This is a genomic window from Mesorhizobium sp. PL10 (genome assembly GCF_053714315.1).
This window is the reverse complement of the sequence record NZ_JBSKBR010000026.1, coordinates 1-23,798: the sequence shown is the minus strand read 5'-3', so window position 1 is coordinate 23,798 and position 23,798 is coordinate 1. Positions and strand designations below refer to the sequence as shown.

The window sequence follows — 23,798 nt, the reverse complement described above, 5'->3', positions numbered from 1 at the left end:
CATGGTCGAGGAAAAGTTCGATGCTATCGTCATTGGCGCCGGCATGGCCGGGAACGCAGCTGCTTTCACGATGGCAAGCTGCGGCCTGAAGGTGCTGCAACTGGAGCGCGGCGAGTATGCGGGCTCCAAGAATGTCCAGGGCGCCATCATGTATGCGAACATGCTGGAGAATATCATCCCGGACTTTCGCGATGACGCGCCTCTTGAGCGGCATTTGATCGAGCAGCGCTTCTGGATGATGGACAATACATCCCATGCTGGGTTCCACTATCGGTCCGACGACTTCAATGAGGCAAAGCCAAACCGTTACACAATCATCCGCGCCCAGTTCGACAAGTGGTTTTCGCGCAAGGCGCGCGAGGCCGGCGCGACCCTCTTGTGCGAGACGACGGCGACGGAGCTCGCATACGATATCACGGGCAAGGTCATAGGTGTTCGCACCGACAGAGCCGGCGAAAGGATTTTGGCGGACGTGGTCGTCCTCGCAGAAGGCGTTAACGGACTGCTTGGCACGCGGTCGGGCCTGCGCAAAACGCCGAGGCCAGAAAGCGTGGCTCTCGCCGTCAAGGAAATGCATTTCCTGCCCGAGGAGGTGATCGAGCAGCGCTTCGGGCTCAAGGGCAATGAAGGCTGCGTGATTGAGGCGGCGGGCACCATCTCCCGCAGCATGACCGGATTAGCGTTTCTCTACACCAACAGGGAATCGATCTCACTTGGCATTGGTTGTCTCGTTTCCGATTTTGCCGCCACGATGGAGAGCCCCTACGTCCTGCTCGACGCATTCAAGAACCACCCCTCGGTCCGGGCGCTGATCGCGGGCTCGGAGGTGAGGGAATATGCCGCCCATCTCATTCCCGAAGGTGGTTATAAGGCGATCCCACAGCTCTTCGGCGACGGTTGGGTGGCAGTCGGTGATGCAGCGCAATTGAACAACGCGGTTCACCGTGAGGGTTCGAACCTCGCTATGACGTCCGGCCGCATCGCAGGCGAGGCAATCGTCCAGGTCAAGAGCCGCAACGTCCCGATGACCAAGCGGAATCTCGTTCTTTACAAAACCATGTTGGACAAGTCGTTTGTCCTCAGGGACTTGCGAAAGCACAAGGACATGCCGGCCCTGATGCACACCAACTCGCATAATTTTTTCGTGACATACCCGCAGCTGATTTCTCTGGCCGCGCAGAACCTCGTGCGGGTCGACGGCACTCCGAAGATCGATAAAGAAAAAGCGACCACTGCTGCGTTCATAAAGGCGCGTTCGCGCTTGGGGCTGGTCAGGGACGCGATTCGCCTGGCGTTGGCCTGGCGCTGAGGGAGGGCAAAATGACGATCACAGTGCCGGCCGTCCGCGTCGAGGAAAAGTTATATCAGAACCGTTATCTCATCGATGCAGGGCGCCCCCACATCAAGGTGCGACCTCACGAAAGCCCAAGCGCGAACCTGCTCGCGTTGACACGCATCTGCCCTGCCAAATGCTATGAGCTGAACGCCACGGGCCAAGTTGAGATCGCGGCCGACGGGTGCATGGAGTGTGGCACATGCCGAGTGCTGTGCGAGGAGAGTGGCGAGATCACCTGGAATTATCCGCGCGGCGGCTTCGGTGTCCTCTTCAAGTTCGGATGACTCCGGCACTGACCCCTCAATGGTGCGCCCGGGCGCAGCTCGCGGTTGCGGCAACACGTCGCATCCGGCAGTTGTCAGGAACTCGTCAGTTTAAGGCGGCAGAGTCGATACTCTTCTTCGGCATCCGAAAATCCAGAATCTGCCGGTGGGGGAACACACGGAGCTGCTTCTATGGACGACACGATGCGCGGCAGGGTCGACGAAGTGGGACTTCCAATCACCCTGCCTGAACCAGACATAGGAAAGATGGATAAAGCAGATATTTCGCTCAGGGGACTGTACGAGATATCGAAGATCCTAACCGCCCCTGCCCGGCTTGAGACGACACTGGGCAATGTCGTCACGATCCTATCTTCATTTGTACGAATGCGTCATGGAGCAATCATTGTGCTCGGCGCTGATGGAGAGCCGGAGATCGCGGCAACGCCCGGCAAGGTCTCTCCAGCGCACTCCGCGACTCGCCGCGCCATACCACAGGCTGTAATCGACCAAATCGTCGCCACGGCGAGACCGGTCGTCATAGAGGACGTCAGCAAGTCGGAACTGTTTCAGTTTGATGTTGAAAGGGTGTCGAACGACGAGGCTGTTGACCTAGGCTTTGTCGGTATCCCTATAAGGGCGCAGCATGAAATCCTTGGAACATTGTCGATCGAGCGCCTCAAAGAAGAGCCGAGCTACGCTCACCATAACGAGGACCTTTGCTTCCTGAACATGGTGGCCGACCTTGTGGGCCAAGTTGTCCATCTTCACCGTGTACGAAACACTGATGGTCAGCAGGTGATCGAACAGCAAGCTGGACCGGGCAAACGGCGCGACGACGAAAAGGCCGAAACCGGTCGGTATGCGTCGGTCAAAATCGACGGAATTGTCGGGGAAAGCCTGGCAGTCAAGCAGGTTCTAGAAACGATTCCAATCGTCGCAAAGACCAATTCGACTGTTCTTCTGCGGGGTGAAACCGGAACCGGCAAGGAATTCTTCGCGCAAGCGATCCATAAGCTTTCGACCCGGAGGACGAAGGCCTTTGTCAAGTTGAACTGCGCCGCGCTCTCTGAAACAGTCTTGGAATCGGAACTGTTTGGGCACGAGAAGGGCGCCTTCACTGGGGCTATCTCGCAGCGCGCCGGCCGTTTCGAACTGGCGCATGGCGGAACCCTGTTGCTTGATGAAATCGGCGAGATTTCGCCTTCTTTTCAAGCCAAGCTGCTGCGCGTATTGCAGGAAGGCGAACTGGAGCGGGTCGGCGGCACCAGAACGCTAAAATTTGATGTCCGGCTTATATGCGCCACCAACAAGGACCTTGAAACGGCTGTGCTGAATGGGGAGTTCAGGGCCGACCTTTATTACCGCATCAATGTGATACCAATTACGTTGCCTCCGCTCAGGGAGCGCCCCGGAGACATTCGACTCCTTGCCGAAGTCTTTCTCGATCGCTTCAACAGGGAGAACAATCGCGATCTCACCTTCGCATCATCGGCGATTGATTTGATCTCGCAATGCCACTTCCCTGGCAACATCCGAGAGCTGGAAAACTGCGTGCGAAGGACGGCGACACTTGCCCGGTCGAAGACGATAGTTCCGTCGGATTTCGCCTGCAGGAATGGCCAGTGTCTTTCTTCGCTCATTTGGAAAGGAGCCGGCTCTTCGCAGGGTACAAATGCCGCCTCCGGGTTCGCCCGCAGCACCATGAACAGAGATGGATCGCCGCTGCCGGCCGGGCGCATTCTCGGCTCGGCTGCCGAGGTATGGTCGGCCGATCGGAGTGATCCCAATTGTCCCACGACGGGGCCACGCCTGACGGAACGCGACCGGCTGATCGACGCGATGGAAAAGGCCGGCTCGGTCCAGGCCAAAGCGGCTCGTCTCCTCGGCCTCACGCCGCGGCAAGTCGGCTATGCTCTACGCCGCCACGGTATCGAGGTGAAGAAATTTTAGACGAGCTTAACGTCTGAATGATGTGTTTCGGAGTGCCCGCCCCTGTGCGGACCAGAGACCAATCGCTCTGGCGATCCCATCCGCTTCTCCAATGTCGGAAGCCCGACAAATCCAGGCCGTAGGCAAGCCGACAAATCAGACGCGAAAAGCAGAGGTTTCGGGTGAATGTCGCTTTGGTGGTTGGCATAGCTCTTGCGGCTGGATGTGTAGGTCAGCCAGGAACAGAGCTATTCGATGTCGACACCGAAGATTTCGCGTGAAAGCGAGACCACCGCGAAATCGGCTGGATGCACCTCCTCAACGTGCGGCTCCTCGGCAAGGCCTAGCGACATGGAGCCGGCCATTTGGGAGAAGGTGAAGGACCATCCGTGCTATGCAGAAGAGGCGCACCACTATTTCGCGCGCATGCACGTGGCGGTCGCCCCGGCCTGCAACATTCAGTGCAACTACTGCAATCGCAAGTTTGACTGTGCCAACGAGAGCCGACCTGGGGTCGTCTCGGAAAAGCTGACGCCAGATCAGGCGGTGCGCAAGGTGATCGCGGTCGCCAATGAAGTACCGCAGCTTTCCGTGGTCGGCATCGCTGGACCGGGCGACGCCTGCTTCGACTGGAAAAAGACAAAGGCCACATTCAAACGCATCGTCAACGAAATCCCCGACCTCAAGCTTTGTATTTCGACCAACGGGCTGGCGTTGCCGGACCATGTCGCCGAGCTTTGCGACATGAATGTCGACCACGTGACAATCACCATCAACATGGTCGACCCGGAAGTTGGCGCGAGGATCTATCCGTGGATCTTTTACAAGCACCGCCGCTACACCGGGGTCGAAGCCGCCCAAATCCTGAACGAGCGGCAGATGTTGGGCCTGGAGATGCTGACGGCGCGCGGCATCCTGACCAAGATCAATTCAGTGATGATCCCTGGCGTCAACGACGAGCACCTGATCGAGGTGAATAAACGGGTTAAGGAGCGAGGCGCCTTCCTGCACAACATCATGCCACTGATTTCGAACCGGGAGCATGGTACCCATTACGGCCTGATCGGGCAGCGAGGCCCAAATGCGATGGAGCTGAAGGCTCTTCAAGATCGTCTAGAGGGCGGTGCTAAATTGATGCGCCATTGCCGGCAGTGCAGGGCCGATGCCGTTGGCTTGCTGGGCGACGATCGTGGCCAGGAGTTCAGCCTCGACCAGATCTGCGACGAACTCACCTATGACGCAAGCAGACGCGACGCCTATCGCGAGGTGGTCGCGCGCGAGCGCGGCGATCGAGCGGCGGCTAAAAGCGAGGCGACCAAACTGGTCAAAGGAACGGGTTCGGGCAAGTCACTTCTTATCGCCGTAGCCAGCAAGGGCGGCGGCCGCGTCAACGCACACTTCGGTCACGCGAGAGAATTCCAGCTCTATGAGGCCTCGCCGCAAGGGATCCGCTTGGTCGGGCATCGGCCGGTCGAGCAGTATTGCCTGGGTGGCTGGGGCGAAGATGCCACCCTAAAGCGCGTGATGGCGGCCCTCGAAGGAATAGACATCGTGCTGTGCGCCAAGATCGGGGATTGCCCGAAGGCTCAGCTCAGGGGAGCCGGTATCCGGGCCATGGATGACTATGGCTATGAGCATATCGAGACCGCGATCAGCACGGTCTACGCCGCCGAGTTTGGGGCCAAACCATTGGCCGCGACGGCCTGAGATCTCTCAATCAACTGACCAGGAGTTGAAGACAAATGACGTTCAAGATCATCGCATCCCAATGCACCCAATGCGGTGCCTGCGAGTTCGAATGTCCTTCCGGTGCGATCAAATTCAAAGGCGAGGCCTACGTTATCGACCCGGAGAAGTGCACCGAATGCAAGGACACCTTCGATGCACAGCAATGCGCCTCGGTCTGTCCCGTGGAGATGACCTGCGTTCCCGCCTGACGTCCGATCGGCTCGCGAGGCGCCTTGAGTTCTTCGTTCCAACCTCCAACTGCGAAAAGGAAGAACAGCTATGCCCCTCCGGCGAGAACAGGAGGTCGAAATCGGCAAACCTCCACGATTTGTGCCGGGTGAACGGGTCCGCGCCACCCGCCACATCAAGAATGATGGCACCTACCCTGGCAGGGAGGTCGGGGAAAACCTCGTGTTGAAGGGTGACGAAGGGTACGTGCGTGACATCGGCACCTTTCTCCAGCAGTTCTACATCTATGCGGTTGAATGGATCGGCCGTGGCACAGTCGTGGGAATGCGGGCGCGCGAAATGGTAAGCCTCGAAAATGCCGGGGCTTCTCGTAGCGCCGAAATTAGGTCTGCTCCTAGCAAGGGAGCCGCCGCATGAAGTTGATGATCCGTAGGACGGGCGCCGGCCTGTCGGCCTATGTTCCCAAGAAGGATCTCGAAGAGCCGATCATTCAGGTTGAGAATGAAGGCTTGTGGGGCGGGGTCGTCATGCTCAGGAACGGCTGGCGCTTCGTCTTGCCCGACCTTCCGCGAGATACACGCCTCCCCATCACCGTTGAGGCCAGGAAAATATCCGACGGGACTAGAACGGCGGGTTGACGGCATGAAGCCAAGAGGACTGAGCATGAAAACCTTCCCGCGCCATCTTTTAATCACTCGGGACAGCCATGCAGACACGCGGCTCGACCTGCTCAAGGGAGCGCTCACCGCCGACGCGATCATTCCTTACCTTGGCCCGGGTCTCCTCCAGCTCGGGTGCGCAAAGCCCGTTGTACCGCATACTCCGGAGGCAGTCGCCGCGGCCCTTAACAAGCGCGCCCCAACTCCATCCAAGATCCGCACCAATATGTGGTCTGTCGCACAGTTCATCGAGCAGAGCCGGCATCGACGGACGCTCCAGGGCTGGATGGCCGATATCTTCGCCGCGCCGGCAGCGCCGACGGTCCTCCACACCTGGCTCGCCACGCTGCCGCTCTCGCTCATCGTCGACAGTTGGTATGATGGCGCCATGCGCGCGGCCCTCGTCGCGACCGGCCGAACGGATGTCGTCGAGATACAAGGCGCCACGCGGGCGAACGAAATCGGGGACATTTGGACCAGAGCCTACGATTTGTCCGGACACGAACTTGAGGTGGTACCACCGGTTGAGACGGTCCTCTATGTTCCTCATGGCAGTGTCAGGCCGGCGGCAAACTTCCTGATCTCAGATTCCGACTATGTTGAAGCGCTGACAGACATCGATATCCAAACGCCGATCCCTGATCAGGTGAAGCAGCGGCGCAGCAATCGGGGTTTTTTTTTCGTCGGCTGCCGCTTCGACGATCAAATGCTGCGCACCTACGCCCGGCAGATCATGAAGCGCTCCGACGGCCCGCATTTCGCGCTGATCGATGGGTCGGTGCTGACAAGAAACGAACGCCGTTTCCTGGCAGCGTGCGCCGTCACAGTCATTGACATGCCGATAGGCGAAGCTGCGGCTCGGCTTGCCGGCTCGAGCCTGTCACCACCGGCATGATTGAGAGCCTGCAGCAGAACTGATCTCCTGCCATTTGCGGCGCTTCTGCGCCTTGGCGACGACTTGGTGCCGCAAAACCCAGATTTCGCCCAAGGTGCGATCGGGCAAACTTGGCGAAAGCGACGGTACATTGCGCGCGATCAGGTCGTGGCGTGACGATACCAGTCGAACCGGGCCGCCGCACGCTATTCTAAAGTCTCGGCAATTCCCACACCTTTCAGACAGGCCGCGTTCAGGGCAAGTAGATCCGGCGCAGAGGCGCTCCTGGGTTCCAACTGCCGCAAAACGCCGATTGAGGAACGTTCAGACCTTGGCGATCTTGTGCGGCGGAGCCATGCGGGACGCCTCCTGAAGTAATATGTCCCGCATCCAGATGCTTGCCGAGTCGCTGTTGTGAATGGCAGGCCATTGCACGGTCTCCGCGAGTGGGGGAAGCGGCAATGGAAGATCAACGATCTTCAGCGGTATCAGTGGTGCGAAATATTCGACCAACCGTAAGGGTATGGTCGCTATCCGCTCCGTGCCTGATAGCATAGCGGGTACCATGCCAAAGCCCTGCACCACCACCTCGATACGCCTCTTGCGGCCGTGCTCGAGCAAAAACCATTCTTCGATGGAGGGCTGCCGCGTACGCCCGAATTTGACCGTGACGTGCCCCATGGACATGTATCGCTCAAACGTAAGCGGCCGCGATAACTGCTTGTTCGTGGCACAGCCGACGCACACGAGCGTGTCGTCAAACAGTGCTGCTCTGGGATGCTCGCTCGACATGAACACGTCCGGAAGAATTAGAAAATCGATCTCACCCCGTCGGAGAAGCTCGTCAGGGTGATCCATGAGAGGTACGAACTCGAAGCTGACGGCGGGAGCTTCCCGCGCGACACGCTCTACGACCTTTTGAAAATATATAAGGGTCATGAAATCGGACAGGCTGACTTTGAACCGGCGCTCCGACTGAACTGGGTTGAACCTGTCCCAGGAAATAATTGAGAGCTGGATGTGAAGCAGTGCCTCGCGGACCGCGGGGGCGAGATCTTCCGCGCGCGGAGTGGGGATAAGTTCGCGGCCCCTCATCGTAAATAGCTCATCACGGAAAAAGTCGCGCAACCGGGCGACAGCCGCGCTCATGGCAGGCTGGCTCAGATTGATGCTGCGTGCGGCAGCGGTGAGGTTGCGCTCGTTCATCAAAGCGTCAAGCGCGACGAGGAGGTTTAGATCTAGGCCCTTGAAGCGCATGCGCCGTTATCCATAGCGTGGATGGGATGCATAAAAACAATTGATTTTACGCGTGGTATGAGGACCTGCATAGAAAAATGTCAATCGCGAAAGTTACTGTCACACATATAACATGCCTGTTCGCTTGCCCTGGTTCCCGAAGTGTGTCCGAGCATCAACCGATGCGCACAACGCGCCCACAACAAGAGCTCCCGGGAGCGGTTTGGGGGACTGGCAAAGCTGCCCACGCAAATCGCGTGATGCGGCCTCGGCAGCAGCAGGAGGGAAGTGTCTGGATCCGCTTTCCTATTTCGCTGGGAATGTTCTTGGAAAAGACTGAGCTTGCCGACCACGTCGAACTCGCCACGATTCTTTCGAAAACCCCTGCGGACTTCTGACGCAACGGCACCGAAACCGTGACCGCTTACACTGGCCTGCTGCACCGTTTCATCAAGACTGGTCCTGTCTATCTAGGTCCACACAACTTTCATGAGCAATATTGATCGGAGACACACAATGACACGACCCGTGCCGTCGCCTGGCCCATTTGTGATCCTTGCAATGCCAAGGACGGGCACGCACTACCTGGAAGAATTGCTGAACGAGCATCCGAACGTACTGAGCAACGGTGAGTTGCTCAACATCTACGATATGAATTGGTCCGATAAGAATCGCTTGGCAGGCAGCGATGACGCGCTTCTTGAGCTTGCCTACTTGCGCTACCCCAACGGAACCAACAAGGCGGTGACGCGCGTTGGTTGCAAGATCAACGAACCTCAGTTCAACGAGCGTCCGGACTTTTTTGCTGAGCTTGCCCGTTGGCCAGGCCTCAAGGTCATCCTCCTGATTCGCAAAAACACGTTGGAATCGCTGCGATCGCTGACACAGGCGAGGCAAACCCGGCAGTGGCTGAAGTTCAGTTCGGACAACGACGCCGCTCCATCCGTGAAACTGGGAATCGCCTGCTGCGAGGCTTATTTCAAGACCGCCGACGAATTCCACAATCGCGTCACGTGCTCCTTCGCGTCCACCCACTTGCATGTGGTCGAGTACGAAAGCCTTCTTGGCGAGCCCTTCACGTGCTTGGCACCGATCTGGGATTTTCTGGAAGTTCCACCGCTTGTTGGGCTCTCTGGTGAGGCTATTCTTAAGCGCCAGGAAGCTCGCCCCCTGAACCAAACGATAGAGAATTTCGAAGAGTTGCGACGCCACTTCGCAGGCGGACCTTACGCGAGATTTTTTGAACTCGGCGACCTGTCATCGTAGCGGCAAGCGGCGACCTCGTTAGGTTCCGCGGTTCCGGCACCCGAGCTTACCTGCCCTTTGCGACAATTGCTCAACTGTGCACTTGGGCAAAAACAGCGGCTCGACGGCAAAGGCGAGCCTGGGGTCAAAATCTGGACACCGTCATGGATATCGGCGATATCGGCCCGTCCTGTCCGTTTGAAAGAGCGCGATCGTGATACTGGGCATTCCCAATGTGGTGCCGTCAAGAGAACCATCGAGATGTCCAACTTGACAAGCTTACCGCCCCCCTCGCCAAGATCAAGCGGTCCGTCACTGCCTTGATCAGTCACGAAAAGCGCAATTCTCACAACGTCCAGGCGGTGGGCGAAACGAACGCCAAATTTGCCATCCACGCACTAAAGTCGAACAGCCCATCATCATGAACGCAAAGGTGGAAGCCAGAGACCTGCGCATCACCTGGGTCATGCACGACCTGGGCGACTGGGCATGCCGCCTTCGCCAGGCAGATGTAGGGGAAAATACTCGGCCAATTCGGATGGAAGTTGCAGGCAATTAGGAGCCAGGCACCCGCTGAACCGCCCGGCATTCCTATTCGACCCAATACAAGCCATAGCGAGGCACAAGGCGCGGCCTGCGCGGTGCTGACCGTTATGCTTCTGTGGCACCTGGAGCAGCGAGAGCTGAAGTCACGATGCGGCACCCCCCAGCAGATCACGACCAAGTCATTTTCCGGCAGCCTGCGGCCGCTCAACCCCGCCTTAGCTGATCTGGTACTCGCGCAAGAAGCGGCTGTGTGGGTCAGGTTCTGCAAAAATGGGCGGCCGTGGATTGCGACTTCGTCAGGATGTCGTCAGCAATGGTTTCTATGTTCGCCTTAATGATCGCTCGCCACCTTGCGACCCAAAGCTGGGAGATGGCCTTGTTCGACTCCGTGTCTCCAGCGACGGCGGGGAGCCTTGGTCGGCTGCGTGCATAGGCGCGATCGGCGGTCCAGAGTACAACAGGCCGTGTGTGTCGGAACGGGCGTAAGGCTGCTCGTGTCTCCTGAGGCTGCTCAGTGCTCAGCTGCCATCCATGCCTTGGATGATTTCCATCAAAACAATCGATTTTACCTATTTTAGCAAATGCTGCATTAAGTAGCTCGAAGATTACAATTGAAACCCAAATAAGCATTGCTGTCTAAAGCCTGAGTTCCAGAGGAACTCTGGCTGTGAGCGAGCATAAACTGAATGCCTATGTCTGTGTGGTGATGTTCTTCGCCAGTAGGCGCATGCCATATCGCGTTGATTGAACCTGCCAAGGTCCCGTTAAGCTCATCAGGCCAAAACCCATGTCTTTCGAATTTACTAAATTTGTGACGCGTGAGTCAAGGTATCAAGAAAGAACGAGTTGCTCCGTTCGCTCTCCGTTGAGCTGGAGGCTGTGTTGGGAGAATGAAATTGATCTTGACGAGCATGTGGAACTTTCTGCGTTCCTCCGCCAGGTCTACGGGCAGACCGGCAGTTTCAACGCAAAGCCATTCGAAGGCAGCCAAAGTTGGAGCGGCGCGAGGCCTGAGCTGCGTGCAATCGGCTACGACTCCAAGGGTGTAGCGGCTCACATCGGTCTGCTGCGCCGCTTCATCAGGATTGGCGCCGTCGATCTACTGGTGGCAGAACTTGGCCTGTACGGGGTGCGTCCGGATCTCGAGGGGCTCTGGATTGCTCATTCAGTCCGGGTCATGCATCCAGTACTGCGGGAGCTTAACGTCCCATTCGCCTTTGGCTCGGTTCGACCCGCACTGCAGAACCACGTTGCAAGGTTTAGCCGAAATGGCCTGGCGACGATCATGCCGGGGATCCGTGTGCGATCGACCCTTCCATGCGCGCGTCTGGACAAACCGCCAACCCGCACGGAGGACGTAGTCCTCATTGTTCTCCCGATTGCACAGCCGATGTCCGAATGGCCGGCCAGTACGATAATCGATCGGAACGGACCAGAGCTGTGAGACCCCTCAACTGCATATCCGAAGTCCATGATGAATGTGCTGACGGCATTGGCGGGCGCGCAGTTTATTTGACGTTTGACGACGGTCCTGATCCGGTTTGCACACCGGGCGTCCTCGATCTGCTGGCCGATAACCAGGTGTCGGCAACTTTCTTCGTCATCGGGGCGTATGCGGCAGACCGGCCCGAACTCATCCAACGGATGATTGCAGAAGGGCACCGGGTCGGCAACCACACGATGACGCATCCGAACCTGTCCGGATGTCGGCCTGCCCAGATACACTACGAGATACTCGAGGCAAACAGGGTCATTCGGATCGCCTGTCCCCAAGCCTCGGTGGCGCATATGCGTGCCCCGTATGGCAACTGGACCGATCAAGTCTTAACGCATTGTGGGCGCGCTGGTCTGATCCCGGTCCACTGGTCGATCGACCCCCACGACTGGTCTCGGCCCGGGGTCGACGCGATTATCGACACAGTCGTTGCCTCTGTGCGCCCAGGCGCAATAGTGCTTTTGCACGATGGCTGCCCTCCCAACGAGTTCAGGCCGGACACTCAGGCCGGTCTGCGGGACCAGACGCTGACGGCTCTGTCTCGTCTCATTCCAGAGCTGCATGAGCGGGGATTTGCCATCCGCTCCCTCCCCGACACCACTCAACGAAGTGAATTCCCATGACCCTGCTGGACGCAATCAGCACTGGTGCTGTCTCGACCTATGCGCTGCTCTCGGCCGCTTACAAAAGCATGCAGACGGTTTATGCTTCGCCGGCCGACCTGTCGTCGACCTCGGATGGCCAGGCCGGCTCCCATCGTCTGCCGAGCGTGGACGTCATCATCCCCTGCTACAATGAGAATCCGGGCACGCTCTCGGCCTGCCTAGCGTCAATTGCGGACCAAGACTATGGCGGAGAACTGCGAGTCTATGTGGTCGATGACGGCTCTGCAAATCGCCTTGCCGTGGGACCTGTTCACGACCTCTACGCGCTCGACGGGAGGTTCAACTTCATTCTGCTGCCGCAGAATGTTGGAAAGCGCAAGGCACAGATCGCCGCCATACGCCGCTCATCCGGAGACTTGGTGCTCAACGTCGACTCCGACACGGCACTGGCTTCCGACGTCGTGACGAAGCTTGCGCTGAAAATGAGAAATACACAGATCGGCGCGGCCATGGGTCAGTTGATAGCCAGCAACAGGAACGAGAATTGGCTGACCTGGTTGATTGACATGGAGTACTGGCTTGCTTGCAACGAGGAGCGCGCGGCGCAGGCTCGTTTCGGTGCGGTCATGTGCTGCTGTGGCCCATGTGCCATGTACCGCCGGTCGGCGCTTCTCATGGTTCTTGATCAGTACGAAACGCAGCTGTTTCGTGGGAAGCTAAGCGACTTCGGTGAAGATCGCCATCTCACGATCCTCATGCTGAAAGCAGGCCTGCGGACCGAGTACATTCCGGACGCGATTGCAGCAACGGTCGTGCCGGATCGGCTGCGGCCATATCTGCGCCAACAACTGCGATGGGCGCGGAGCACCTTCCGAGACACGCTGCTTTCGCTGCGCCTGCTACCCAGCCTCGATCGCTATCTCACGTTGGACGTGGTCGGACAAAATGTCGGGCCGCTGCTCCTCGCCGTCTCGGTAGTAACGGGGATCGCGCAGCTGGCGCTGACTGAAACAGTGCCTTGGTGGACAGGCGTCATGATTGCGGCCATGACAATGATCCGCTGCAGCGTGGCCGCGTTTCGTGCTCGCGAACTGCGATTTCTGGGGTTTTGTCTACACACGCCCATCAATCTGTTCCTTTTACTTCCGTTGAAAGCGTATGCGCTATGCACCTTGAGCAACAGCGATTGGTTGTCGCGTGACTCTGCTGCCACGGTTCCAATCGGCGGTGGCAAAGGCGTCCCGATCAGAAACCCCGATGTTGGTTCGAGGGCCACGGACTTGCCGGATAGTGCGGCGCCATCGGGCTGGCCTACTCTTTTGGGGGAGTTCTCGACGGTGGCATCATCTGGCATCGGCGCCCAAGAGTGATTGCCTGTCTGATCTTGGAGAAAAGTCTGGCAGAGGATGATGGTTGCCGCTGGACGCATTTAGAATTGGCCACCGACGATTCATGGCGGCTCGACGGCAAGCCGTTCGAGCGCGGGAATCACCCGCAAGCGCTCGACACGTCGTTTTCCCAGGGTCGGTCAGCAACGCGCTCCACAATCGGATGCACGACCGGTGCGTTTGACGAAAACTTTCGCACCACTGCCACAGGCTCGCGGTCATCGCTGTCGTGCCGCGAGCACAAGCTCGAAGGCGCGAACCGATGAACGAGCCGCAACACATCTGCCTGAGGGTCGGAGAGGTTAAAAATGTTCTCGAGCCAGGAGCCGTTCGATCCGATTGTCAGTGCGGAAGTTCTATACGGCCGCCGCGGTCGAGGCCGATATGCTCCGCTACGGGAAAGCTGGGGAGCGAGCTTGCGTCGGGCGGGCATCTGGTTTTCGGATCGCGCGACGCCTCTCGTCCTTCTGAGGCACGCCGCTAGCGCCGATACCGCAAGGATCACGTCACACAAGACCAGGTCGCTCGTCACCAGTGCCGAGGCGAACCATCAACAGACTGCTTGGTCGCTCGCATCCCAAGTCGGCTTTGGGTGGGTAGAATTCGGAATACGAAAACGGGAGACTAGGAGAGCCGAATGGACGCATCACATTTCTTGATACACGTGATCGGCGTATCGGCGGCTATCGCCGCGGCGACCTATTGCTTGACCGGTTCGCTCGTTCAGACGGTTCTCTGCGCCGTGCTCACTCAGGTCGGGTACTTCTTAGCGATGCTTTGTCTGGTGTGGAGCAAGGAACAGGGCTCCACGAGCTGTTCACGACCGCACACCCAGGAGCCGAAGCGGCGTCTGAGTGAAAGCAGTGACGACCTCTCTGTGAAGGCTGAATAGTCTGCAGACGATAAAATGGAGCCACAATAGCCATGCATGGCATGAAGACGCGTGACGGGGCGATTGCCCAAGTGGAGGGCCTCTTCCGTGACTTTGAACAGGAGAAGCAAGGCGACGGTCAGTCTTCTATGACTGTCGAGTATGTTGGCACAAGCGGGACCGCCGTCGCGTCGCGCGGTCTGGATGCGAGGCCCGGCGATAAGCGCGTGACCGACGGCTGGGACGGCGCGGCCAATTCGTTGGCCTCAGTCGTCAGCGGGGTGCCTTCCCTCGCTCCCCGCGAGTCATCCCAATTTCTTGCAAGAGATCTGGCGCTAGTTGACGGCGTTCTGCGGGGGGAGAGAAGCGCATGCCCAAGCTAGCCATCGACCTTGACGGCGTGTCCAAGTCATATGGCAACAAGTTGGTTGTGGACGGGCTCTCGTTCACTGTTGCCCCGGGAGAATGCTTCGGCCTGCTTGGCCCTAACGGCGCGGGCAAAAGCACGATCACGCGGATGGTCCTCGGCATGACACCGCCCGATTCAGGCAAGATCACAGTGTTCGGCATGCCCATGCCAGCACGCGCTCGCCTGGCACGCGGGCGCATCGGGGTGGTCCCTCAATTCGATAACCTTGACCTCGAGTTCACTGTACGTGAGAACCTATTGGTGTTCGGGCGCTACTTCGGCATGAGCACGCGCGCGGTGAAGGCGGTCATACCGTCGCTGCTGGAGTTCGCCCGCCTGGAGAGCAAGGCCGATGCCCGTGTCAGCGCACTGTCCGGTGGGATGAAGCGGCGCCTGACGCTCGCACGTGCGCTGATCAACGACCCACAGTTGCTTGTCATGGACGAGCCGACCACAGGCCTTGATCCGCATGCGCGCCACCTGATCTGGGAGAGGCTGCGCAAGCTCCTGGCGCTGGGCAAGACGATCATTTTGACCACCCACTTCATGGAGGAGGCCGAGCGACTGTGCAACCGACTGTGCGTCCTAGAGGCAGGGCGCATTATCGCCGAGGGGCGCCCACACGCGCTGATCGAAGAGCAGATCGGGTGCCAGGTGCTTGAGATATACGGTGGTGACCCGAATGAGCTGAGTGCGATGATCAAGCCCTACGTAGAGCGCATCGAGGTGAGCGGTGAGACGCTCTTTTGCTATGCGCCCGATCCGGAGCAGGTGCGCAGTCAACTGCACGGGCGCGCGGATCTGCGTCTTCTGCAGCGGCCGCCTAATCTGGAGGACGTTTTTTTGCGGCTGACCGGACGCGAGATGGAGAAATGATGATGGGCGACCGTTATGCGGCCGCTCTACCAGCCAATGCGTGGAATTGGATCGCTGTATGGCGCCGCAACTACTTGGCATGGAAGAAAGTGGCCCTGGCGTCGCTGATCGGCAACTTGGCCGACCCCATGATCTCGCTGTTTGGGCTGGGCTTTGGCCTCGGAATGATGGTGGGGCGCATTGAGGGCACGTCCTACATCGCATTTCTCACAGCGGGCATGGTCGCCGCCAGCGCGATGACCTCCTCCACTTTCGAAACGATCTATGCAACTTTCGGCCGAATGCAGCGGACCTGGGAAGGAATCCTGTACACACAGCTCACACTCGGCGACATCGTGCTGGGTGAATTGGCGTGGGCAGCCACGAAGGCCTTTATGGCCGGCACCGGAATCATGATTGTAGCCACTATGCTGGGTTATGTGACATGGCCCTCCGCGCTCTATGCGCTGCCTGTCATTGCTCTCACTGGCCTTGCCTTCGCGAGTCTGGCGATGGTCGTGACGTCGCTCGCCCCCAGTTACGACTACGTCATTTTTTACCAAACGCTCGTCATCACACCCATGCTTTTCCTATCCGGGGCTGTATTCCCGGTGAGCCGAATGCCTGGAGTTTTTCAGCAGGTGGGCGGCTTTCTGCCGCTTGCACATTCGATCGAGCTTATTCGCCCGGCGATGCTTGGTCGCCCGGCCGTCAGCGTTGGCTTTCATATCGGCGCACTGTGCATTTACACAGTGCTGCCGGTCTTCCTTTCGGCGGCACTGTTGCGTCGACGCCTGATGCCTTGACGAGCTGACGATCGATAAGAGAGAAGGAACCAACTACTTTCAAGCTGCTGAGGCTGGCAAGATTGCTTGCTTTAGATTGTCGAGCTTACATCTTGCGCAGCTTTCACTCACTTCCTATCTCGCCCTCACCAAAAATCACAACCCACCCCGTCCAATGGGCATTAACAAGCTGAAGTTGGCCGGCTTCGGCTGCCATTCCTAGGCGGGTGCATACCGTAACCTAGTAAGAGACCGTTTTGAAAATCGGCAGGCTGGGGGTTCCGTCTAAGGCTGGGTTATGATTCATGTGTGGACGTATATGGACCCCGCCCGATTGCAACAGGTCGGCTGGATCAGGATCGTTGGTCACAACTGCTGACGTATATCCGGCTTCCTGATGCGGCTGGACAACGTCTTCGCCGCGAGCCCCGATGGATTTTCGCGCGCTTCCACCTCATCGGCCCCTAGACATTGGCCGAAGCCAAGCCGGTCCACACATCAGGTTCGGGAAGCGACGGAATGACCGTTTCACCATCTCCTACCATTTTGCTGCAATTGCCGGGGTGAGACCTCCTTCTGTTATTCCTTCGTTTGCCGCTTCGCCTCAAGCTGCTTTCACCGACGGTGCGGGCTCGTAGAATGTGCTGCCCGAGAGCATGGCCCACACGATCCTCGCATTCTTGTTGGCGAGCGCGACAGCCGCGACATTGGGATGCCGCCTTTGCCGCAGCTTACGGAGCCAGAGGCTTCGGGGATCCTGCTTGCCGCCTGCTTTACCGAGCGCAGCGCGAGCGCCATGGATCATCAATGTGCGCAGATAGCGATCGCCGCGTTTGCTGATACCGAATAGGCGGGCTCGCCCTCCACTGGATCGTTGTTTCGGCACCAGGCCGAGCCCCCTTGTGGAAGACGCGCGCCTGCCTTTGTGACGCTCGTGTGAGGTTGCGTATTGGGTCTCAAAACGCCCCACACCCAGCGCTTGGTTGTCCGGTTTGCAACACAGGCTTGCCTACCGACCTTGCGGTTCGCCTCGGCCAAACAGTAGAAAATTAAGGAAAAATCCTTCTTTGCAACCCCCTTCGGCCAACTGGCACGAGCTTTGCTTCTCCCATCGCGAGAGTTGCAGGAGCCGGCTCATGCCCCACCAAATTCCACCTGCCGCTATACGGAGGAATACCATGCAAACCCTGGATCAACGCACCGCGCTCGAGCAAGCCGCACGAAGGCGCATCAAGGACTTCCATGCTCTCGATGGAGACGCCGGCCGCTTGGCGGAGTTCTATCGCGGATGGGCCAGTGCCTGCGAGCTGGAGGTTGGCCGCGACGAATACTGCGGAACCCGTGATCGTGGCGGAATTGGCGGGTGCCGTGCAGACGGCCTATTTGGCCAAGGAGCAACCAGCCGTCCCAATCCTGGACGCTGGGAGCGGAACAGGCCTCGTCGGCGTGCAACTGGACCGCCTCGGCTTCCGGACGACCGACGGGTTGGATCTCTCCGAGGAGATGGCCGAAAAGGCCCGGCAAACCCAAGTCTACCGCCATATCCGAGCCGGTGTCGATCTTAACGGGCCGCTCTCTGGTTACCCTAGCGCGAGCTATTATATTACGGTCTGCTGCGGCGTCTTCACGCTCGGGCATGTCCGACCGGATGCGCTCCGGGAGCTGGCTCGCGTCGCGCGCACGAACGGATTTGTTATCATAAGCACCCGCAAGAGCTATGCGGACGCTGCATGCTTTGAAGACGAGGTGCGGCGTCTGCAGGATGAGGGGTCCTTGTGCCGGCGCAGTGCTTAAGAGACGGCAGGTACATCGCGGAGGAGGGCGCGCACTACTGGGTCTTCGGGTACCCGTGAAGGGCAGCGCACCAGCGAAACAGGGGCTATGATAACGCTTGCAAAAATCGCGCTGGCCACATGGCAGCCGACGCCACGCGTCTTTGCACCGGGGTGAATTGCACGCGCCATGCTGCAGAACGTTCGATGAACACGATCCCGACGAGATGCTGTTCCTGGCTGGGAGCTAAACCCAGGGTGGTTTCCGTCGATCTCTGGAACGGCGCCAGCCTCACCCGCGGGCGCTCATGGTCGGGGCATAGAATTCAACTCGGCCGCGAGAGCGCATTGGCCGAGCCTAGCTGACGCGACTCAACAGGGGTGACGTAATGACGAAACCGAATCTAGACCAACTTGACGATAGGCTTCGCGCCCAGCGGCAGTCCTTCGACAAAGTCCCAATTGTCGACATGGCTCCGCTGGTTGACGGAAGCGACGCGCGAAGCGTGGCGGGGAAGATCCGCTGGGCGCTGACCAATGTTGGCTTCATGTATGTCAAGAACCACGGTGTGTCTGAGGAGCTGGTGGGGGAGACCTCTGCCCAGGCTCGGGCGTTCTTTGATCTGCGCCTTGACGAAAAGATGAAACTGCACATCAGCAATTCCGGCGTCGCGCTACACGGCTATATCGAAGTGTTGGGCGAAAACACGGATTCTTCAAAGACCAAGGATCTCAAAGAGTGCTTCGACATCGGTCCTGAGCGGTCGATCATCGAGGGCCCCTTCTGCGGGCCCAACCAGTGGCCGGCCGCCCTGCCCGGTTTCCGGCAGAGCGTGGTCGCCTATCACGAGGCGATGAAAGAGCTTTCAATGAAGATTCTGAGCGGAATCGCGCTCAGCCTTGATCTCCCTTCAAGTTCTTCGATCTCGAATGAAGAACCCAATCACGATCCAGCGGTTGCTGCATTATCCGCCGCAAACTGGAGTCGTGGACGAGAAGATCATCGGTATTGGCGCTCACACCGACTACGGCACCCTCACGATTCTCGCGCAGGACAGTGTCGGCGGGCTTCAGGTTATGAACCGAGATGACGCTTGGGTCGAGGGCACGCCCATTCCTGGGACCTTTGTCATCAATATCGGCGATCTGGTGCAGAAGCTGACCAACGACCTCTACCTAGCCAACCTGCATGGGGTGGTGAACACCTCCGGACGGGAACGCTATTCGATTCCATTCTTCGTTGATGCCGACTACGACGCTGTTTCGCGCCCCTGGAGAGCTGTGTCTCTGAAGCGAGGCCGGCGCGTCACCCACCGATCACCTGCGGCACGTATAAATTTGAACGCTTCGTCAAGACCTTCCCGCATTTGGAGCGACGAAAAAACGCACTCAGCCCGCCGTGAGCCCCAAGGGCCACAGATGATCTGAATAGATCGACCAAGTAGAGCGCGAAACGATCATGAACAACTTCGCAGCCGGCGGCATCGCACAGTCCAGAGCCTGCCAGGGTCTTCATTGGTGAGGTTAGATGGCCGCATTTACGAACTGATTCTAAGACAGGAGCGGACGACGCGCAAATGAGCGCATCCCGGAATTTTGCCTCCTCGGTCATCATGAAAGCGACTGGCTCGATCTTGACCCACAAATACGCCGAATGGGACCCGCTGCGCGTTCCGGTGCATTCGCGGTTCCCGGCATCGCCGACCGCTAAGGCGGCCTAGACGAAACCCATACAACCCCTACCCCAAGCGAGGCAAAATCCATGGCTAGACAGTTCGTTTTCTCCTCCGAATCCGTGGGCGCCGGACACCCGGATAAGATGGCCGACAACATCTCGGACGCCATTCTCGACGCGATTCTCCATAAGGATCCCAAGGCGCGCGTCGCCTGTGAGGCCTTGGTGAAAAACTGTGAGACTTTGGTGAAGACTGGGATGGTCGTGCTGGCTGGCGAGATCACCAGTGACGCCCAGATCGACTACAGCCAAGTTGCACGCGATACCATTCTTGACATTGGATATGACGACGACGCCATCGGGTTTGATGGTCGCCGTTGCGCTGTCGTTCTGGCTATCAACGAGCAGTCGTCGGACATCAGCCAGGGCGTCGATCAAGGACGAGGGATTGATCTCGATCAGGGCGCGGGGGATCAGGGCCTCATGTTCGGATACGCTTGCAGCGAGACCGATACACTAATGCCCTTGCCGATCCAACTCGCTCACCACTTGACAAAAAGGCAGGCAGAGGTCCGCGAGGCAGGACACCTGAGCTGGCTGCGCCCTGACGTAAAATCGCAAGTCTCTGTACGCTATGAAGGTTTGCGCCCTGTGGCGCTCGATACCATCGTCCTGTCGACCCAACATGATGAGGAGGTCTCACAGGAAGCCCTGCGGGAAGGCGTCATTGAGGAGATCATCAAGCCGGTCTTGCCCACCGACCTGGACACGACAGGGATCAGAATCCTGGTCAACCCGACGGGACGGTTCGTGGTCGGTGGACCGCGTGGCGACTGCGGACTCACCGGACGAAAGATCATCGTCGACTCCTACGGTGGGATGGGACGCCACGGCGGTGGCGCCTTTTCGGGCAAGGACCCCTCCAAGGTTGACCGTTCTGCTGCCTATGCGGCCCGGTACGTCGCCAAGAATGTCGTTGCTGCCGGACTTGCCGAAGTTTGCGAGGTGCAGATTGCCTACGCAATCGGCGTGGCCAATCCGATTTCGGTTTTCGTCAACACGTTTGGGACGGCCACGATCGAGGAAGAAAGGATCGAGCGCCTCATTCTTGAGGTGTTCGATCTCAGACCCAAAGGCATTATCAAGATGCTTGATTTGTTGCGCCCCATCTACCGCAAGACCGCGACCTACGGGCACTTCGGCCGTGAAGAGCCTGAGTTCACCTGGGAGAGGACGGACAGAGCCGACCTCTTGCGGCGCGAGGTAGGTCTCGCTGGTGCGTGAGGCCACCGACTCGATCTGCAAGCGGCAGACCATCTATCGCAACAAGGGCACCCGGCCGGCATGACAAGAAGCCGGCTCGGGTTTTTGGCGGAGATATTGATGCCGGATTATGACGTGCTTTGCATCGGCAATGCGATTGTCGACATCATCGCCCAGTGCGACGAGGCTTTTCTCGAAACCAACGGCATCATCAAGGGCGCGATGAACCTCATCGACACCCAGCGCGCCGAATTGCTCTACAGCCGCATGGGCCCGGCGATCGAGGCCTCCGGCGGCAGCGCCGGCAACACGGCGGCCGGCGTCGCCTCCTTCGGCGGACGCGCCGCCTTCTTCGGCAAGGTCTCCAACGATGCGCTCGGCGAAATCTACGCGCACGACATCCACGCGCAGGGCGTCGCCTTCGATACCAAGCCGCTCCAGGGCGAGCCGCCGACCGCACGCTCGATGATCTTCGTCACCCCCGACGGCGAGCGCTCGATGAACACCTATCTCGGCGCCTGCGTCGAACTCGGGCCGGAAGATGTCGAGGCTGACAAGGCGTCGGGCGCCAAGGTGACCTATTTCGAAGGCTATCTATGGGACCCGCCGCGCGCCAAGGAAGCCATCCGGCAGACGGCCAGGCTGGCGCACGCTGCCGGCCGTGAAGTGTCGATGACCTTGTCGGATCCATTCTGCGTCGACCGCTACCGTGACGAGTTCCTCGACCTGATGCGCTCGGGCACGGTCGATATCGTCTTTGCCAACAGCCACGAGATCAAGTCGCTTTACCAGACTTCGTCGTTCGACGAGGCGCTGGCGCAGATCCGCAAGGATTGCAAGATCGCCGCGGTGACCCGCTCCGAAAAGGGCTCGGTCATCGTGCGCGGCGACGAGACCGTGGTCATAAAGGCAACCGCCATCAAGGAGCTGGTCGACACGACGGGTGCCGGCGACCTCTACGCCGCCGGTTTCCTGCATGGCTATACGCAGGGACGCGACCTCCAGACCTGCGGCGATCTTGGCTCACTGGCAGCCGGACTGGTGATCCAGCAGATCGGCCCAAGGCCACGGCAGAACCTGCGCAAAGAAGCCGAACAGGCGGGGTTGTTGTAGGCACATCTTGAAGATTTGGCCCCTGTCGGCTCTATCGCCAGCGCGAGGGACCGAAAGCACGCCAGGCGGGCGACGGCATGTTGCCTTTTGTCCAGTCCGCGACACTGTGGGTTCGGCCTCACCTTCTGCTGCATTCTCATTAAACCCCTGAAATAAAAGTCGCAAAATCTTTTCAGCGGCTCCCTTCGCGTTGGCACGCATTTTGATTTTTCTGGTCTTGAGAAAGGGAACTGCCGGGAGGCATTGATGACGGGGAGCGACATTGCGATCCAGGGGACGAGGCTAGCAAGCAACCTTGTCAGGTCAGCATCAGATAGTGCGTGTATAAAGGAGGCGTCGAGTTTACCGGCGGATTTCTGCGCCGAACTGTTAGCTGCGATTAGGGTGGACTCCTTCACGCAGCAGCTCGGATCTACCGGCCGGGTTTGCCTGGCGGGCCCAATCCAACAGCTGATCCCCGGTCTCCATCGCGGGTGGCCGACAAGGAACCCCGCAAATGAGGTGTTTGGGTGCATCTTCGTTTCCAGGGGCAACACCAAATTCCAATCGGCCTCGGGCCATGAGGGGGGTGTCTGGTGGCAGCGGTAGAAAGGACAGCTCGCGCACCGAACCGGCGCTCGAGAGCGAGTTGGCTCGCGACTGGCGCGGAATGCTGATTTATGAAGGGCCTGCAGATGAATCCACTCATCCTGATCTGTTCTGAGGATGCCGAATTCTACCTGTTGTTCAGTCATGTCCTGGAGGTGGACGGCTTCGCAACTGAGCTGGCCGGTGGCGTCGAGGACGCGATCCGGCACGCGACAGAGCGTGAGCCGCAGGCTGTCGTCCTGGATTGCCAACCGGCGAGCGCTGCCGGCCCCAGGCTCTGCGCCCGGCTGAAAGGTGATCTGGATACCGAGGCCCTGCCCGTCATCGCCCTGATCGCATCCGGCGCCGAGCACCAACAGCTCGATCTGCTTAAGGCCGGCATTGATGAAAGTTTCCTACGGCCCTTCGCTCCGGCTAAATTGCTCGCCTATTTAAACGGGAAGTTGCGCACGCCGCTGCTCCCCAACGGCGGGGGCGAAGGAGGGTCGCTGATGTGCGGCGAGCTTAAGATGCAGCTCGGCAGCCGTCGGGTACATTGCAATGGCCAGCAACTCCATCTTGGCCCACTCGAGTTCAACCTGCTACGTCACCTGATAGAAAATCCTGGCAAGGTTTGCAGCCGCGACGAACTTGTTGGCGCCGCCTGGCCCGCCAACATCCATGTCGGTGCGCGCACCGTTGACGTCCATGTCAGCCGGCTGAGAAAGGCACTCTCGCCCCACAACGTCATCCGAACCATACGCTCGGCCGGCTATGCGCTCGAAGAGCAGGAAATCTGATTCGACGATGGTGGCGCCGTGTGCGATGCGCTCGGGGAAGCAAAGCTGCTCGCGCAGCGCGCCCTCAATAGCGCTGTAGCGAGCGAGCGGCTTTGCGGTGATCATCGGCGCGCTTCCGGGTCTGATTGCGACCCCCCTCATATGAGGCGTGTCGTGTCAATGGTAGCGGCGGCGGCCTAATCACTTTCGGAC

At 59.0% G+C, this 23,798-nt stretch carries 24 protein-coding genes and 1 pseudogene; 23 read left to right on the top strand and 2 right to left on the bottom strand.

The genetic code is table 11. The features are described 5' to 3' along the window. The first annotated feature begins 1 nt into the window (after window position 1). The 8 genes from ACWGTO_RS27980 to ACWGTO_RS27945 all read left to right on the top strand — a co-directional run bounded on the left by ACWGTO_RS27980 (window position 2) and on the right by ACWGTO_RS27945 (window position 7,002). The gene (locus tag ACWGTO_RS27980; RefSeq protein ID WP_454578024.1) at window positions 2–1,309 is read left to right on the top strand and encodes an FAD-binding protein; all 1,308 of its coding nucleotides are present in this window, start codon (window positions 2–4) and stop codon (window positions 1,307–1,309) included. 11 nt (window positions 1,310–1,320) lie between these two features. Next, window positions 1,321–1,620: a ferredoxin family protein gene (locus tag ACWGTO_RS27975; RefSeq protein ID WP_454578023.1), complete on the top strand. Its 300-nt coding sequence runs from the start codon at window positions 1,321–1,323 to the stop codon at window positions 1,618–1,620. A 246-nt stretch (window positions 1,621–1,866) separates the two neighbouring features. After that, entirely contained in the window at window positions 1,867–3,552 is a 1,686-nt protein-coding gene (gene nifA / locus ACWGTO_RS27970) for a nif-specific transcriptional activator NifA (RefSeq protein WP_454578052.1), read from the top strand. A 234-nt stretch (window positions 3,553–3,786) separates the two neighbouring features. Beyond that, a complete protein-coding gene (gene nifB / locus ACWGTO_RS27965; protein ID WP_454578022.1) occupies window positions 3,787–5,238 on the top strand; it encodes a nitrogenase cofactor biosynthesis protein NifB in 1,452 nt (483 codons plus the stop codon). 35 nt (window positions 5,239–5,273) lie between these two features. Continuing rightward, a complete protein-coding gene (locus ACWGTO_RS27960; RefSeq protein WP_454578021.1) occupies window positions 5,274–5,468 on the top strand; it encodes a 4Fe-4S binding protein in 195 nt (64 codons plus the stop codon). A gap of 70 nt (window positions 5,469–5,538) precedes the next feature. Then, window positions 5,539–5,865, top strand: a complete 327-nt coding sequence (locus ACWGTO_RS27955; RefSeq protein WP_454578020.1) for a nitrogen fixation protein NifZ — start codon at window positions 5,539–5,541, stop codon at window positions 5,863–5,865. Then, window positions 5,862–6,086, top strand: coding sequence for a putative nitrogen fixation protein NifT (gene nifT, locus ACWGTO_RS27950; RefSeq protein WP_454578019.1), 225 nt, complete (start codon window positions 5,862–5,864; stop codon window positions 6,084–6,086). Before ACWGTO_RS27955 ends, nifT begins: the two co-directional genes overlap by 4 nt. A gap of 25 nt (window positions 6,087–6,111) precedes the next feature. Continuing rightward, the gene (locus tag ACWGTO_RS27945) at window positions 6,112–7,002 is read left to right on the top strand and encodes an SIR2 family NAD-dependent protein deacylase (protein ID WP_454578018.1); all 891 of its coding nucleotides are present in this window, start codon (window positions 6,112–6,114) and stop codon (window positions 7,000–7,002) included. 303 nt (window positions 7,003–7,305) lie between these two features. On the opposite strand, the gene ACWGTO_RS27940 is transcribed toward ACWGTO_RS27945, so the two are convergent. Further along, the gene (locus ACWGTO_RS27940; RefSeq protein ID WP_454578017.1) at window positions 7,306–8,238 is read right to left on the bottom strand and encodes a LysR family transcriptional regulator; all 933 of its coding nucleotides are present in this window, start codon (window positions 8,236–8,238) and stop codon (window positions 7,306–7,308) included. Between the two features lie 495 nt (window positions 8,239–8,733). On the opposite strand from ACWGTO_RS27940, the gene ACWGTO_RS27935 reads away from it, so the two are divergent. From ACWGTO_RS27935 to ACWGTO_RS27900, 8 genes are all read left to right on the top strand, one after another. Further along, entirely contained in the window at window positions 8,734–9,483 is a 750-nt protein-coding gene (locus ACWGTO_RS27935) for a sulfotransferase (protein WP_454578016.1), read from the top strand. 1,390 nt (window positions 9,484–10,873) lie between these two features. Then, complete coding sequence (locus ACWGTO_RS27930; protein WP_454578051.1) at window positions 10,874–11,452, top strand: NodA family N-acyltransferase; 579 nt, start codon at window positions 10,874–10,876, stop codon at window positions 11,450–11,452. Continuing rightward, complete coding sequence (nodB, locus tag ACWGTO_RS27925) at window positions 11,407–12,126, top strand: chitooligosaccharide deacetylase NodB (RefSeq protein ID WP_454578015.1); 720 nt, start codon at window positions 11,407–11,409, stop codon at window positions 12,124–12,126. Before ACWGTO_RS27930 ends, nodB begins: the two co-directional genes overlap by 46 nt. After that, a complete protein-coding gene (gene nodC / locus ACWGTO_RS27920) occupies window positions 12,123–13,478 on the top strand; it encodes a chitooligosaccharide synthase NodC (protein ID WP_454578014.1) in 1,356 nt (451 codons plus the stop codon). The genes nodB and nodC overlap by 4 nt, the downstream gene beginning before the upstream one ends. Window positions 13,479–13,543: 65 nt before the next feature. Beyond that, a complete protein-coding gene (locus ACWGTO_RS27915) occupies window positions 13,544–13,762 on the top strand; it encodes a hypothetical protein (protein WP_454578013.1) in 219 nt (72 codons plus the stop codon). A 371-nt stretch (window positions 13,763–14,133) separates the two neighbouring features. After that, window positions 14,134–14,388 (top strand): exopolysaccharide production repressor protein, encoded by a 255-nt coding sequence (locus tag ACWGTO_RS27910; RefSeq protein ID WP_454578012.1) that lies wholly within the window; start codon window positions 14,134–14,136, stop codon window positions 14,386–14,388. A gap of 349 nt (window positions 14,389–14,737) precedes the next feature. After that, window positions 14,738–15,652, top strand: coding sequence for a nodulation factor ABC transporter ATP-binding protein NodI (gene nodI / locus ACWGTO_RS27905; protein WP_454578011.1), 915 nt, complete (start codon window positions 14,738–14,740; stop codon window positions 15,650–15,652). 2 nt (window positions 15,653–15,654) lie between these two features. Then, window positions 15,655–16,437: an ABC transporter permease gene (locus ACWGTO_RS27900; RefSeq protein WP_454578010.1), complete on the top strand. Its 783-nt coding sequence runs from the start codon at window positions 15,655–15,657 to the stop codon at window positions 16,435–16,437. Window positions 16,438–17,020: 583 nt separating this feature from the next. Here the strand turns inward: ACWGTO_RS27900 and ACWGTO_RS27895 are convergent. Continuing rightward, a pseudogene (locus ACWGTO_RS27895) lies at window positions 17,021–17,311 on the bottom strand (transposase); the annotation flags it as partial. A gap of 419 nt (window positions 17,312–17,730) precedes the next feature. Here ACWGTO_RS27895 and ACWGTO_RS27890 point away from each other — a divergent pair. The 7 genes from ACWGTO_RS27890 (at window position 17,731) to ACWGTO_RS27860 (ending at window position 23,606) form a co-directional block, all read left to right on the top strand. Further along, window positions 17,731–18,210 carry a class I SAM-dependent DNA methyltransferase gene (locus ACWGTO_RS27890; protein ID WP_454578009.1) on the top strand — a complete coding sequence of 160 codons (480 nt, stop codon included), beginning with the start codon at window positions 17,731–17,733 and terminating at the stop codon, window positions 18,208–18,210. 367 nt (window positions 18,211–18,577) lie between these two features. After that, entirely contained in the window at window positions 18,578–19,279 is a 702-nt protein-coding gene (locus ACWGTO_RS27885; protein WP_454578008.1) for a 2-oxoglutarate and iron-dependent oxygenase domain-containing protein, read from the top strand. Next, complete coding sequence (locus tag ACWGTO_RS27880; RefSeq protein WP_454578007.1) at window positions 19,176–19,616, top strand: 2OG-Fe(II) oxygenase family protein; 441 nt, start codon at window positions 19,176–19,178, stop codon at window positions 19,614–19,616. Before ACWGTO_RS27885 ends, ACWGTO_RS27880 begins: the two co-directional genes overlap by 104 nt. A 149-nt stretch (window positions 19,617–19,765) precedes the next feature. Then, entirely contained in the window at window positions 19,766–19,909 is a 144-nt protein-coding gene (locus tag ACWGTO_RS27875) for a hypothetical protein (protein ID WP_454578006.1), read from the top strand. Window positions 19,910–19,950: 41 nt separating this feature from the next. After that, complete coding sequence (gene metK, locus ACWGTO_RS27870; protein WP_454578005.1) at window positions 19,951–21,147, top strand: methionine adenosyltransferase; 1,197 nt, start codon at window positions 19,951–19,953, stop codon at window positions 21,145–21,147. A 99-nt stretch (window positions 21,148–21,246) separates the two neighbouring features. Then, window positions 21,247–22,239, top strand: coding sequence for an adenosine kinase (locus tag ACWGTO_RS27865; RefSeq protein ID WP_454578004.1), 993 nt, complete (start codon window positions 21,247–21,249; stop codon window positions 22,237–22,239). Window positions 22,240–22,898: 659 nt separating this feature from the next. Next, window positions 22,899–23,606, top strand: a complete 708-nt coding sequence (locus tag ACWGTO_RS27860; RefSeq protein WP_454578003.1) for a response regulator transcription factor — start codon at window positions 22,899–22,901, stop codon at window positions 23,604–23,606. The last annotated feature ends 192 nt before the right edge of the window (window positions 23,607–23,798 follow it).